This is a genomic window from Amycolatopsis camponoti, assembly GCF_902497555.1.
GTDB classification, from domain to species: Bacteria; Actinomycetota; Actinomycetes; order Mycobacteriales; family Pseudonocardiaceae; genus Amycolatopsis; species Amycolatopsis camponoti.
Genome location: NZ_CABVGP010000001.1, coordinates 3,514,050 through 3,527,322 on the forward strand (window position 1 = coordinate 3,514,050; position 13,273 = coordinate 3,527,322).

Here is a 13,273-nt window from a genome sequence, read left to right on the forward strand (position 1 = left end):
GGGGCACCGGGCGGTGGGGCGGCAAGCCGGGCAACGCCACCGCACCCTCACCGAAGGTCGAGCGGTTGAACCGCGCCTTGCTCGAGGAGTGGGCCTAGGCACGCCCCTACCGTTCAGAACGTGAACGACGGGGCGCTTATCCGGGGTGGTTGCACACCTACAATCACCACCGCGGCCACACCGCACTCGGCGGCAAACCACCCGCCACCCGCGTCCCCAACCTCACGGGTCAGTACAACTAGGTCGTGTGGTGTAAGCGGTTGAGCTGGGCCGGCCGCACGGCACTGGTCACCGGCGCCACCGCCGGGATCGGCGAAGCAGTGGCCCGGCAGCTGGCCACCCTCGGCGCGGATGTCGTCGTGCACGGCCGCGACATCGGCCGCGGCGCCCGCGTCGTCAAGGAGATCCAGGCCGACGGAGGCACCGCCCGGTTCGTCGCGGCGGACCTGAGCGACCCGGCCGACGTGCGACGGCTGGCCGAGGCCGCCGGCGACGTCGACATCCTGGTCAACAACGCCGGCATCTACCTGTTCGGCTCCACCGCCGACACCGACGACGCGACCTTCGACGCGCACTTCGCGGTCAACCTGCGGGCCCCATTCATCCTGGTCCGCGAACTGGCACCGGGCATGGTCCGGCGGGGCCGCGGCGCGATCGTCAACCTCAGCACCTTCGGCGCGTCCGTCCCCGGCCGCGGCGGCGGCGCCTACGGCGCGTCCAAGGCCGGGCTGGAACTGCTGACCAAGATCTGGGCGGACGAGTACGGACCCGCCGGCGTCCGGGTCAACGCGGTCGCGGCCGGCCCGACCCGGACTCCCGGCACCGCGGCCTACGGCGAATTCGCCGAAGCGCTCGGCGGCGTCACCACCCTCGGCCGCGTCGCCGAGGCCGAGGAGATCGCCAACGCCGTCGTCTTCCTGGCCACCCCGGCCGCCGGCTACGTCAGCGGCGCCGTCCTGCCGGCGCACGGCGGCCTGCAAGCCGTCGCGCCGCACTGAACCCTTCCACCCCAAGGAGAACTCGTGAACAACCGGTTCGATGGCAAGGTCGTCATCGTGACCGGAGGCGGTTCGGGCATCGGCGCCGCCGCGGCGCTGCGGTTCGCGGCCGAAGGCGCGACCGTCGTCATCGCCGGCCGCACCAAGTCCACTCTGGACCAGGTCGCCGCTCAGGCACCCGGCCGGATCGAGGTCCGCGTCACCGACCTGGCCGAGGAGAACGCCGCCACCGAGCTCGTCGACGAAGTCGCCCGCGCCCACGGCCGCCTCGACGTCCTGGTCAACAACGCCGGCGCCGTACTGCCGGGCCGCGCCGAGGACACCGACAACGAGCTGTGGCGGCGGATCATGGCCATCGACCTGGACGCGGTGTTCTTCGGCTCCCGCGCCGCGATTCCCCACCTGCGCACGACAAAGGGCTCGATCGTCAACGTGTCGTCGGTGAGCGGGCTGGGCGGGGACCCCGCCGCGGTCGGCTACAACGCCGCCAAGGGCGCCGTGGCCAACCTGACCCGGGGCATGGCCCAGGACCACGGCCGGGAAGGCGTCCGCGTCAACGCCGTCGCACCGAGCCTCACCGAAACCGAGATGACCGTGCCGTTCCGGGCGATCCCCGGCGTCGCGGAGGCGTTCGCGCAGCGGATCCCGATGCGCCGCGCCGCGACCGCGGAGGAGGTCGGGGACGTGATCGTGTTCCTGGCCGGACCGGACGCCCGGTTCGTCAACGGTGTCGTCCTGCCGGTCGACGGCGGGCTGACGGCGGGCAGCGGGCAACCCGAAATCGCCCCACCTGCTGCCTGAACCCGCTCAGAGCGCGTCGGCGATGGCCCGCAGGGACCGGGTGAGTGCGGCGTGGTCGGCCGGATCGAGGTGGCGCAGGACGTGCTCGCGCACGCTGGCCACCTGGTGCGGCCACGCCGCCTCGACCCGGGCCAGCCCGGCGTCGGTGATGGTCAGCGACGAGCTGCGGCCATCCTCGCCGCCGCGGGTCCGCTCGGCCTCGCCGCGGCGGACCAGGCTCTCGGCCAGCCGGCTGACCCGGCTCGGCGACAACCCGACCCGACCGGCCAGCTCGCTGATCCGCAGCCCGTCCGGATGCACGTCCCCGAGGTTGGCCAGCGCCACGTACTCCGGCCCGGTGATGTTCGCTCGCTCCTGCAGCCGCAGGTCCATCGTCCGGGGGAGCACGTTCAGCACCCAGGCGAACGCGCGCCAGAGCTCTTCTTCCTCCGCGCTCAGCGGTGTCTTGTCCGTCCCGTCCTCACCCACCTGATCAGCATAGTTCGCCCGCAGAAAGAGACCGCAGATGACCGACCTCGCCTACACCGTCGCGCTGCCGCCGACCCGGCGCGCACCCGAGCACATCCAGTACGCCGAGGAGCTCGGCTACTCCCACGCTTTCCTGTTCGACACTCCGTTCCAGGGCGACGACGTCTGGGTGCAGCTGCATCGCGCCGCTGAGCGCACCAGCACCATCACCCTCGGGCCGGGTGTACTCGTGCCCAGCCTGCGTCACCCGCTGGTGAACGCGGCCAACACCGTCTCTCTGCACCAGCTGGCCCCGGGCCGGGTGAACGTCGCGTTCGGCACCGGCTTCTCCAGTCGCGCCGCCACCGGGCAGCCCGCCCTCAAGTGGTCCTATCTGGAGCAGTACGTCGAGGTGTTCCAGGCGCTGCTGCGCGGCGAATCCGCGGACTGGGAGGGCGCCCCGATCAAGCTGCTGCTCACCTCCGACCTGGCCGACCAGCTGCCGTTGCGCGTGCCGCTGCTGATCGGCGCGATCGGCCCCAAGGGTGACGCCGTCGCCCGCCGGCTCGGCGCGGACGGGCTGTTCGGCATGCTGCGGCCCACCGAGAACATGAAGGACTGGAAGCGGGCGAGCCTCGCCATCCTGGGTACCCCGCTCGACCCCGGTGAGCAGGTGACCGACGAACGCGTCCGGCTGGCGGCCGGACCGCTTTGGGGCGGCATGTTCCACTTCGTCCACACGTTGCAGGGCGCCGACGCGGTGCGCGAGATGCCGGGCGGTCCCGCTTGGCTCGAGGTCATCGAGCGCGTTCCCGAACGAGAGCGGCACCTGGCGATCCACCAGGGTCACGTGCAGGAGATGAACGAGGCGGACCGGGCGGCGTGGGACGCCGGCGGGCACGTCTCGCTCACCGCGACGACGTGGACGGCACCGGCCGAGGAGTTCGGGGCCGCGGTGCGGGCGCTGGCCGACCAAGGCGTCACCGAAGTCCAGCTGCAGCCGACCGGGCCCGACATCCGGCGCGAACTGGAGGTGTTCGCGGACGCCGTCCGTGCCCGTCGCTGAACTCGCTTGGCTTCGGCGTCGCAGCCGGACCTGAACAAAGCACATCACAGCGGTCACGCGAAAGGGTCAGACAGCTCGACGCCAGGCCCCCGGGTCCGTGAGGCTATCTGGCCCGCTGCTGCTGAGCACCTCGTGTCCAGCCAATTATGTTGTCGCTCGACACGGGGTGCTCAGCAGTCATGAGATCGGGTCCCCGGTCAATCGAGCTGGCCCTCGCCTGGCAAATGGTCAAGTGTCCTGGCCATGCCGACGGTCAGCGACTGTGGACGTTGGCCAGTCCGGCGCTTCCTCGACACCTGGTTCGGCGCGCATACTTGGGCCGCAGCCGGGCTGATCGCGATGTGCCTAGGTTGAGGCGTGGGTCGACCGTCGCGGCGAGGGCGTCCGTCCCAACAGCCGTGGTGCTCGTACATCGATACGCGAAGGCGGTGTGATGCAGCGACGTGTCGACGTGCCCGGCCCCGTACGCCGTCCGGGCGTGCGGGCTGATGGCGTGGATGACTTGCAGCTCCACGAATTGCGCGCCGAGCGCGGCGAAAGCCGCCGTGTGGTCCGTGTGACGGGTCCGGTGTGGACGGTGCGGGTCAGACCTGCGTGCGGCCGCCGTCGACGAACAGCTCGCTGCCGGTGATGTAGCTGCTGTCGCCGGAGGCGAGGAACAGGGTGGCCGCGGCGACCTCCTCGGGTTGTCCGACGCGGCGCAGCGGGGTGCCGGCGGCGCCGGCGGCTTGGAAGGCTTCGACGTCGGCTTGCCCCGGCTTGGTGCGGATGTAGCCGGGGCTGATGGCGTTCACGCGAATCCCGCGGTCTCCCAGCTCGACGGCCAGACCGCGGGCGAAGGACCGGATCGCCGCCTTGGCCGCCGAGTACAGGCTCAGGCCGGGCACCGCCAGGGTTCCGCCGACGGAGGACATCAGGATGACGGAGGCGTGCGGGTTCAGCAGCGGCAGAAGCCGTTGCACGGTGAAGTAGACCCCACGCGCGTTGCCCGTCATGAACTCGTCGAAGGTCTCCGGTGTCACGTCGCCGAACGGGGTGAAACCGCCGCCGCCCGCGTTGGCGAACAGCACGTCCAGGCCCTGGCCGTGCTCCGCGACCGCGGCGTGCAGGCGGTCGAGGTCTTCGGCGCTGGTGACGTCGCCGGGCACGGCGGTGGCGGCGGGACCGAGGTCGGCGGCCGCGGCGGCGAGCGGCTCGGTGCGCCGGCCGGTGAGGAACACCCGCGCACCCTCGGCGACGAACCGGCGTGCGGTGGCCAGGCCGATCCCGGCCGATCCGCCGGTGACGACGGCTACCTTGCCTGTCAAGTGAGCCATGGTTTCCTGCCTCCGACTCTGGGTGGTGGGGTGTCCGTGCTCGCCGCCGCCGGCACGTCCGTTGCGCCGGGCCGTCGTCCGCTCGTGCTCACCCGGCGGGCACCAGGGAACGGAGTTCGTCGAGCATTTCGATCTGCGCGGGGATCTCGTCGGATGGCGGAAAGGCGAACAGGACCCCGTCGAATCCCCGGTCACGCACCTGCTCGATGTCACCGGCGAGCTGCCGCGGGGAACCGGCGAGGAACGGACGGTCGTCGCTGATCGGCTTGGGCTGCATGGCGTGGTTGGTCTGTGCCGTCACCGTCAGCGCGGCCGGGTTCCGCCCCAGGCGTTCGGCGGTCGTCCGGAACCGCTCGGCCTGGGCGGTCACCGTTTCCAGTGCCCAGGCCAGTGGCGTGATGCCGTCGGCGATCCGGGCGGCCCGGTCGATACCGCCGTCGGTGTTCGCGCCGATGACGATCGGGATGTCGCCGCGTACGGGCTTCGGGTTGATCTCGGAGGCTTCGATCGAGTAGAAGCGGCCCGCGTATTCCACGGGGTCGGGTCCCCAGCTGGCCCGGATCGCCGCGATGACGTCGTCGAAACCCGCGCCGCGCCGTTTCATGGGCACGCCGGCGGTCGCGAACTCCTGGGGCATCCAGCCCTGCCCGAACCCGGCGATGGCGCGGCCGCCGCTGAGCTGGTCGAGGGTGGCGTACCTGCGGGCCAGCACGACCGGCGCGTGGAACAGCGGGTTGACGATGTTGGTGCCCAGCGCGATGCGATCGGTGTGCGCGGCCACGTAGCTCAACGTTTCCAGTGGCTCGAAAGCGGTGTGGTAGATGGCGGCGGCGCGTTCCAGGGTGCCGTCCGGGCCGGGCAGTACCGGCGCCATCGGGCGCAGCAGCCGTTCGTAGGTCCACAGCGAGTCGTAGCCGAGCCTCTCGGCGGCTTGCGCGATGGTCTTGATGGTCGCCGGCGATGCGTGGACGCCGGACACGGGCAACATGATGCCGAGCTTCACGGGCACTCTCCTGCAGTGGGGACGAGAACGTGTGATGTCGAGGCTAGCGTAATTTCAAGCTTGAAATCAAGGTTGAAACCATAGGCGGGGAGAGATCGCCACCGGACGACGATGGGTAGGATCGCCGACGTGAAGGGCCAGGACGAACCCCAGTGGCTGTCGCCGGACGAGCGCGACGCCTGGTTCGCCCTGTCCTGGCTGATGATCAGGCTGCCGGGCGCGATCGACGCTCAGTTGCAGCGCGACAGCGGCCTCGCGTTCTTCGAGTATCTTGTGCTCGCCGCGCTTTCGGAGTCCCCGGGCCGGTGCATGCGGATGAGTGACCTGGCCCAGCACGTGAACGGTTCGGTGTCACGGCTGTCCAATGTGGCCAAACGCCTGGAGCAGCGCGGCTGGATGAGGCGGGCGCCCAATGCGGAGAACGGCCGATACATCGAGGCGACCCTCACCGAGGCGGGCATGGCGGTGGTCGAGCAGGCCGCGCCCGGCCACGTGGCGGCGGTCCGGCAGTACGTGTTCGACGCGCTCCGGCCCGAGCAGGTGACCGCGTTGTACGACATCGGCAGCCAGATCGCCACCCGGGTCGAAGGCGAGCACGCCGGGTCGCCGTTCACCGGGCGGACCCCGCGGCGGCTTTGACCCGCGTACCAGTGTCGGCTCTACGTCGCCGCACGCTTGTTCCTCACCCTGCTGCGAGGCGCTCCCAAGCGGCTGTGCCGATCTGACCTCTGCACGGCCATCCGCGAGCTTCCTCGACAAACCTGACAAAGCACTACCAGGGCCGGTATTGATGTCCGCCACGGACAGCCTTGGCCCGGCAGCCGGGCCGCGACCACCGAATGGCTCTGACCCGCTTCGACACAGGGCCTGAGCCGGTACGACCCTAGGCACGACAACACCACCCGCATCGACCTACGCGACACCAGCCTCAAGAACGCAACGACGGTCGGGATTCCCGGACCGGCCGTCGGCCAGCAGCTCTACAACCTGCTTTCGCTGGACCGGGAGCGACCGCCCGACTCCGTCGCGCGCAAGGCGCGGCTGGACGGATCGATCCAGGACGGGCAGACAGCACGCTCCCATCATCGCTGTGCCTCCAGCAGCACGGGGTCGGTCCCCCGGGCGACCGCGACGATCTCCTTGATCAGGAGCCTGGTGCTCGCGGACGGCCGCCGGTCGGCGATCGTGGTGATTCCGATCTCGCGCGGCACGGTGTCGAGCGCCAAGGGCAGCACCGCGAGCAGCGGGTCCCGTGCGCCGATCAGCATGGGGAGTGGGGCGACGGCGTCCGTCTCCAGCAGGACCGTCCTCAGTGTCAGGATCGTCGAGCACTCGATGATGTTCGCGGGAAGGGGCAGGCCCCGGCGGCCGAAGAGTTCGTCGATCTCGTGCCGCAGCTGGCTGTTCCGGCCCGGCAGGATCCACGGCAGGTCCATGAGGTCTTCGATGTCGCTGGTGGGCGTGTCGAGGCAGGGGTGCTCATGCCGGACGACGAGGCGAACCGGTTCCTCGTAGAGCCGTACGTGACGCAGGGTGGCGCGCAGGCTCGACGGCTGGAGCCGGCCGACGAGTACGTCCACTTCACCTCGGGAGAGCTGCAGGCCGAGTTCCTCGGGCATCGCCTCGACGACCGAGACGGTGAGGTGCGGGTGGGCCTTCTTGAGCCGGATCAGGGTCTGGGGCAGCAGGGAGTGCGCGCCGGCGAGGATGGTTCCGACCCGGACCGGCTCCATGCCGAGACGCTGGAGCCCGTGGATGCGTTCGGCCGCGGCTCGCACATTGCCCACCACCGCGCGGGCGTGCTCGATGAGGATGTCGCCGTATTGGGTCGGGCGGACGCCGCGTGGCCCCCTGGCGAAGAGCTCGACCCCGATGATCGCCTCGATCTCCTGCAGGCTCCGGGTGACGACCGGTTGGGTGACGTGCATCGCCTTGGCGGCGCCGCTCAGGGTGCCCTCATCGGCCACGACGGTCACGAGAACCAGGTGGCGCAGTTTCAGCCGACCGTCCAGAAAGTGATCCACGTTCATGTCTCGACATCTCTCTGTAACATGATGTTGGTCCCCGGTATAGCCAAGCATGCATAACGGCGACCGGAGAAGCATTGGTCAAGGCCGAATCTCTGCCAAATGATGTGGCCATGTCTTGGACACTCACCGCAGCGGGCCCGCTGGGCGGCCTGACCTCCGCTCTGGCGTCCGGCGGCGTCGAGGTGGTCGACCTGACCGCCCTCCTGTCGCCGTCGACGCCCGTGCTCGACCTTCCCCCGGAGATGGCTCCGATCCCACGCTTCGAGCTGGAGGAGCTCGCCCGGTACGACGAGCGTGGGCGCACCTCCTACCAGAACGGCATCCACACCGGTGAGCACGTGGGCACCCACTTCGACGCGCCGTGCCACTGGGTCACCGGGGCCGAGAAGAGGGACGTCGCCCACGTACCGGTCCGGCACCTGGTCGCTCCCGCTGTCGTGATCGACAAGTCCGCCGAGTGCGCCGCCGACCCGGACTTCCTGCTGACGGTCGAGCACCTCGAGGAGTGGCAGCACCACAACGGCCCGCTTCCGGAGGGCGGTTGGCTGCTCTACCGGACCGGCTGGGCCGCGCGCTCGCACGACCAGCAGCTGTTCCTCAACGCCGACGAGAGCGGGCCGCACACGCCCGGCATCACGGCCGAGTGCGCCCGCTGGCTGGCCGACGAGTCACCCATCGTCGGGCTCGGCGTGGAGACCGTCGGGACCGACGCCGGGCAGGCGTTCACCTTCACTCCGCAGTTCCCGGCGCACCACTACCTGCTGGGCGCGGGCAAGTACGGCGTCACCCAGCTGCAGAACCTCGACCGGCTGCCGGTCACCGGCGCCGTCCTGATCGTCGCTCCGCTCCGCATCGCCGGTGGGTCCGGCAGCCCGGCGCGGATCCTGGCCCTCGTTTCGAACGGAGAAGCCCTGTGACCATGCTCGTCCACGAGGCCATCGGCAGGCAGCTCACCGATCTCGGAGTCCGCGCGGTCTTCGGTGTGGTGGGCAGCGGCAACTTCCACTTCACCGACGCGATGGTGCGCGGCGGTGCCCGCTTCGTCGCCGCTCGTCACGAAGGTGGCGCGGCCACCATGGCGGACGCGTACGCCCGGATGTCCGACGAGGTCGCCGTGCTCTCCCTGCACCAGGGCTGCGGCTACACGAACGCCCTCACCGGCATCACCGAGGCCGCGAAGAGCCGGACGTCGCTGCTGGTGCTGACCGCCGAAGCCGCCGATCCCACCTCGAACTTCGCGCTCGACCAGGCGGCGATCGCCGTCGGGGTCGGGGCGCTCGCCCTGCGCGTCCGGTCTCCCCGAACCGCCCTCGACGACGTGGCACAGGCCTTCGCGATCTGCCGCGACCAGCGGCGCACGGTCGTCCTCAACGTTCCGATCGACGTGCAGGACGCGCTCCTGGAGGCGGAGGGCCTGGCCCGGGAGCACCGCCGGGTCGCCGAACCGCGGCCCGACGACAGCGAGATAGCCACGTTCGGCCGGCTGCTGGAACGCGCCGAGCGGCCGGTGTTCGTCGTCGGACGCGGAGGCCGTTCCCCTGGCTCCAGGGACGCCGTCCGCGAACTGGCCGCCGAGGCGGGCGCGCTCCTCGCCACCTCCGCCGTCTCCCGCGGGATGTTCGCCGGCGACGACTGGAACATCGACGTCTCCGGTGGCTTCTCCTCGCCATTGACGGCCGAACTCATCTCCGGCGCCGACCTGCTGGTGGGATTCGGCTGCGCACTGAACATGTGGACCATGCGGCACGGCCGGCTCATCGCGCCGGACGCGACCGTCGTCCAGGTCGACATCGACCCGGAGGCCATCGGCGTGCACCGTGACGTGGACCTCGGTCTGTGGGGCGGTGTCGCGGGAACGGCCCGCGCCGCGGCCGCGTGGCTGCGCGCGAACTCGCCCGGCGGGCGCACGGGTTACCGCACTCCGGACGTGGCCGGGCGGATCCGGTCCGGCCTGCGCTGGAACCAGGTCGGCTTCGAGGACGCGTCGGGGGACGGACGGGTCGATCCGCGCAGCCTGACCGCCGCGCTCAACGACCTCCTGCCCGCCGAGCGGATCGTTTCCGTGGACTCGGGCAACTTCCTGGGCTACCCGAGCATGTACCTCGACGTGCCGGACGAGTACGGGTTCTGTTTCACCCAGGCGTTCCAGTCCGTCGGCCTGGGCCTGGCGACCGCGATCGGTGCCGCACTGGCGCGCCCCGACCGGCTGCCCGTGGCCGGCTGCGGTGACGGTGGCTTCCTGATGGGCCTGTCGGAGCTCGAGACCGTCGTACGGCTGGGTCTGCCCATGGTGATCGTCGTCTACAACGACGCCATGTACGGCGCCGAGGTGCACCACTTCGGGGCCGGCGCGAGCGGTCTCGACGCGGTGACCTTCCCCGACGTGGACATTGCGGCACTCGCACGGGGACACGGGTGCGAGGCGCTGACCGTCCGACGGCCCGAGGACGTGCACGCGGTGAAGGAGTGGCTGTCGGCCGGCCCCGTCCGTCCCTTGGTGCTGGACGCCAAGATCACCTCGGATGGGGGGTCCTGGTGGCTGCAGGAAGCTTTCGGACACTGAGGCGCCCCGGCGGCGTCTCCGTCATCGGCGCTGGTGAGTCGCCCTACACACGGCATCCGGCAGCCGGCACGACCACGGAAGGGGTGCTCGCCGACGCCGTCCGCCGCGCTCTCGCCGATGCGAACCTGTCGCCCTCCGAAGTCGACGGCTTCGGTGCCTGCAGCTTCACCCTCGGTCCGGACCACGCCGTCGACCTGGCCTGGCGGCTCGGGCTGCGGCTGCGCTGGCTGATGCAGGACACCAACGGCGGCGCGAGCGCGGGCACGATGCTGCAGCACGCCGTGCGGGCCGTCGAGTCCGGCGACGCCTCGGTCGTGGTGCTCGTGGCCGGCGACCGGATGGACCAGCAGGTGCACCTCAAGATGGTGGCCGAATACAACCGGGCGACCGCCGAGCAGCTGGTGCCGCTGGACATGCTCGGACCGAACGCCCTCTTCGCGCTGCTGACCCAGCGTCAGATGGCCGCCGAGGGGCTCACTCGTACCGACTACGGGCGACTCGCGGTGGCTCAACGGGCCTGGGCCTCTCTCAACCCCGGGGCCGTCTACCGCACGCCATTGACGCTCGACGACTACCTGAACGCTCCCGTGGTCGCCGAACCCCTCGGCCGGTACGACTGCGTGCCGCCGGTCACGGGCGCCGATGCCGTGGTGGTCGCGGCCGACGACCGGGCCGCGGGCACGCGCCGAGCCAGGGTGCTCGCCGTCTCGGCCCGCTACAACACCGATGACCAGACGGGCGACGGACTGGTCACCGGCTTGGCCGACTGCGCGCCCGAGCTGTGGGAGGCCGCCGGCCACGGGCCCGCCGACGTCGACGTGGTCAGCGTGTACGACGACTACCCGGCCATGGCGCTGGCCCAGCTCAAGGATCTCGGTCTGGTCGCCGGGGGTGAGCTGCCGGCCTTCATCGCCGAGCGGCTCGCCACCCGCAAGCTCCCGGTCAACACCTCGGGCGGACAGCTCTCGGCGGGCCAGCCGGGTTCCGCCGGCGGCATGCACGGACTCGTGGAGGTCGTCCGGCAGTTGCGCGGCCAGGCCGGGCAGCGACAGGTCGATGCCCGTCTCGGCCTGTTCAGCGGATACGGGATGGTGCTCTACCGCTACGGCGCGTGTGCCACCGCCGGGCTCCTGGAGGCAGCCGGATGAGTGTGACCGTGCAGAACTGCCGGACGTGCGGTGGCCGATGGTTCCCCGCCCGGCTGATGTGTCCCCGCTGCGGGAGCGCCGATCTGGCGCCCGTCGGTGTCGAGCGCGGGGTGGTCGAACAGCTGACCCACCTCGGCGACGTCGTCATCGCGTCGGTGGCCTGTGACCCCGAACCGCTGCTGGTGGCCAGGCTGCACGGCCCGGTCGAGCCCGGGGACGTCGTGGAACTCACCGACGACCCCGGTGCGTCCGGCCGTCCCGTCGCCTTCGTACCGCCGATCAGCCTGCCCCGAGAGGAGTTGTCATGAGCGCCGTGCTCGACCTTTCCCGTGCGAGCGTCTCCGGACTGCTGCGATGGCGCGCGGAGACCACCCCGGAGAGCACGCTGCTGCGCTGCGGGGACACGCAAAGGACCGCCGCCGAGATGCTGGACCGGGTCGCCGTCGCGGGAGGCCTGCTGCGCGAACACGGGGTGGAGCGGGGAGACCGGGTGGCGCTGATGGCGTCCAACCGGGTCGAGCTGCTGGACCTCATCCTGGGCTGCGCGTGGATCGGTGCCGTCGCGGTGCCGATCAACACCGCCGCGCGGGGCGAGCAGCTCCACCACATCCTGAGCAACTCGCAAGCGGAGCTGCTGGTGCTGGAAAACCCCTTCCTCGCCCAGGTGGAGGCGCTGCCGAGCACCGCCGAGCTGCGCCAGATCTGGCTGCTGGACGAGGGAGAGGTCGCGTCGGTGCTACCGGTTCCCGTCGACCTGATCCCGGACGGCGGCCGCGCCGTGGAGCCGGCGGTGGTCGGCCCGGGCGATCCCGCGGTGATCCTCTACACCTCGGGCACCACCGGGGTCTCCAAGGGAGTCGTCTGCCCGCACGCCCAGTTCTCCTGGTGGGGCCGCAACGTCACGGCCCAGCTCGGCATCACCTCGGCCGACGTGCTGCACACCTGCCTGCCGCTGTTCCACACGAACGCGCTCAACGCCTTCAGCCAGGCGCTGGTCAGCGGAGCCCAGTACGTCATCGGCCCGCGCTTCTCCGCCTCCGCCTTCTGGTCGGACGTGGCGGACAGCGGGGCGACCTTCACCTACCTGCTGGGCGCCATGATCAGCATCCTCGCCGGCCGGCCGCCCGGAGCGCACGACCGGGCGCACCGGGTGACCGCGGCACTGGCGCCGGCCACCCCCGCCGGGCTGCTCCGGCAGTTCGAGGAGCGGTTCGGTGTCGTCCTCATCGACGGCTACGGCTCGACCGAAACCAACGCGGTGATCTCCGCGAGCCGGACCGAACAGCGGCCGGGATTCATCGGACGCCTTCAAGAGGGGTTCTCCGCCCGGATCGTCGACGAGAACGGACTCGACGTTCCTCCTGGCACACCGGGCGAACTGCTGCTGCGCAGCGAGCAGCCCTTCGCCTTCGCCTCCGGCTACTACCGTATGCCCGACGCCACCGTCGCCGCGTGGCAGGACCTGTGGTTCCACACCGGCGACCGGGTGGTGCTCGAAGCGGACGGGTGGATCAGGTTCGTCGACCGCATCAAGGACGTGATCCGCCGTCGCGGCGAGAACATCTCCTCCGTCGAGGTCGAAAGCGTTCTCGCGCAGCACCCCGGCGTCCGTGACGTCGCGGTGTACGCGGTGGACTCCGAACTCGGTGAGGACGAGGTGATGGCCGCCGTGGTCCCGGTCGAGGGACAAGAGATCGACTTCGCCGAGTTGGTGTCCTTCTGCGAACCCCGGCTGGCCTACTACGCGATTCCCCGCTTCGTGGCGCTGTGCCCGGAACTGCCGCTGACCGAGAACGGCAAGGTGCGCAAGACCTTGCTGAGGGAGTGGGGAGCCGAGCGCGCCGACTGGGACCGCGAGGCGGCCGGCGTAGTCCTGCGGCGAAACCGGTCCGCTTGACCGT

Annotated in this window: 13 protein-coding genes and 1 pseudogene; 10 read left to right on the forward strand and 4 right to left on the reverse strand. The window is 70.8% G+C overall.

Annotated features, from left to right (window positions below; all coding sequences use genetic code 11):
• Nucleotides 1–53: 53 nt before the first annotated feature.
• The 3 genes and pseudogenes from AA23TX_RS49610 to budC all read left to right on the forward strand — a co-directional run.
• A pseudogene (locus AA23TX_RS49610) lies at nucleotides 54–242 on the forward strand (integrase core domain-containing protein); the annotation flags it as partial.
• Between the two features lie 18 nt (nucleotides 243–260).
• Nucleotides 261–998, forward strand: coding sequence for an SDR family NAD(P)-dependent oxidoreductase (locus AA23TX_RS16625; RefSeq protein ID WP_155543410.1), 738 nt, complete (start codon nucleotides 261–263; stop codon nucleotides 996–998).
• 24 nt (nucleotides 999–1,022) lie between these two features.
• A complete protein-coding gene (gene budC / locus AA23TX_RS16630; RefSeq protein WP_155543411.1) occupies nucleotides 1,023–1,799 on the forward strand; it encodes a meso-2,3-butanediol dehydrogenase in 777 nt (258 codons plus the stop codon).
• 6 nt (nucleotides 1,800–1,805) lie between these two features.
• Here the strand turns inward: budC and AA23TX_RS16635 are convergent, their stop codons facing one another.
• Nucleotides 1,806–2,267, reverse strand: a complete 462-nt coding sequence (locus AA23TX_RS16635; RefSeq protein ID WP_155543412.1) for a MarR family winged helix-turn-helix transcriptional regulator — start codon at nucleotides 2,265–2,267, stop codon at nucleotides 1,806–1,808.
• 37 nt (nucleotides 2,268–2,304) lie between these two features.
• Between AA23TX_RS16635 and AA23TX_RS16640 the strand changes: the two genes are divergently transcribed.
• A complete protein-coding gene (locus tag AA23TX_RS16640; protein WP_155543413.1) occupies nucleotides 2,305–3,312 on the forward strand; it encodes an LLM class flavin-dependent oxidoreductase in 1,008 nt (335 codons plus the stop codon).
• 584 nt (nucleotides 3,313–3,896) lie between these two features.
• On the opposite strand, the gene AA23TX_RS16645 is transcribed toward AA23TX_RS16640, so the two are convergent.
• On the reverse strand, nucleotides 3,897–4,628 hold the full coding sequence (locus AA23TX_RS16645; protein WP_155543414.1) for an SDR family NAD(P)-dependent oxidoreductase: 732 nt from the start codon (nucleotides 4,626–4,628) through the stop codon (nucleotides 3,897–3,899).
• Between the two features lie 88 nt (nucleotides 4,629–4,716).
• Entirely contained in the window at nucleotides 4,717–5,631 is a 915-nt protein-coding gene (locus tag AA23TX_RS16650; RefSeq protein ID WP_155543415.1) for a TIGR03619 family F420-dependent LLM class oxidoreductase, read from the reverse strand.
• A 129-nt stretch (nucleotides 5,632–5,760) separates the two neighbouring features.
• On the opposite strand from AA23TX_RS16650, the gene AA23TX_RS16655 reads away from it, so the two are divergent.
• Entirely contained in the window at nucleotides 5,761–6,270 is a 510-nt protein-coding gene (locus tag AA23TX_RS16655; RefSeq protein WP_230862528.1) for a MarR family winged helix-turn-helix transcriptional regulator, read from the forward strand.
• 443 nt (nucleotides 6,271–6,713) lie between these two features.
• Here AA23TX_RS16655 and AA23TX_RS16660 read toward each other — a convergent pair whose 3' ends face one another.
• On the reverse strand, nucleotides 6,714–7,661 hold the full coding sequence (locus AA23TX_RS16660; protein WP_196425350.1) for a LysR substrate-binding domain-containing protein: 948 nt from the start codon (nucleotides 7,659–7,661) through the stop codon (nucleotides 6,714–6,716).
• Between the two features lie 110 nt (nucleotides 7,662–7,771).
• Here AA23TX_RS16660 and AA23TX_RS16665 point away from each other — a divergent pair, with 110 nt between their 5' ends.
• From AA23TX_RS16665 to AA23TX_RS16685, 5 genes are all read left to right on the forward strand, one after another.
• A complete protein-coding gene (locus AA23TX_RS16665) occupies nucleotides 7,772–8,578 on the forward strand; it encodes a cyclase family protein (RefSeq protein WP_155543417.1) in 807 nt (268 codons plus the stop codon).
• A 2-nt stretch (nucleotides 8,579–8,580) separates the two neighbouring features.
• On the forward strand, nucleotides 8,581–10,224 hold the full coding sequence (locus AA23TX_RS16670) for a thiamine pyrophosphate-binding protein (protein ID WP_155544484.1): 1,644 nt from the start codon (nucleotides 8,581–8,583) through the stop codon (nucleotides 10,222–10,224).
• Nucleotides 10,225–10,307: 83 nt separating this feature from the next.
• The gene (locus tag AA23TX_RS16675; RefSeq protein WP_230862529.1) at nucleotides 10,308–11,372 is read left to right on the forward strand and encodes a thiolase family protein; all 1,065 of its coding nucleotides are present in this window, start codon (nucleotides 10,308–10,310) and stop codon (nucleotides 11,370–11,372) included.
• Complete coding sequence (locus AA23TX_RS16680) at nucleotides 11,369–11,680, forward strand: zinc ribbon domain-containing protein (protein WP_155543418.1); 312 nt, start codon at nucleotides 11,369–11,371, stop codon at nucleotides 11,678–11,680. The genes AA23TX_RS16675 and AA23TX_RS16680 overlap by 4 nt, the downstream gene beginning before the upstream one ends.
• A complete protein-coding gene (locus AA23TX_RS16685; protein ID WP_155543419.1) occupies nucleotides 11,677–13,269 on the forward strand; it encodes an ATP-dependent acyl-CoA ligase in 1,593 nt (530 codons plus the stop codon). Before AA23TX_RS16680 ends, AA23TX_RS16685 begins: the two co-directional genes overlap by 4 nt.
• Nucleotides 13,270–13,273: the final 4 nt, after the last annotated feature.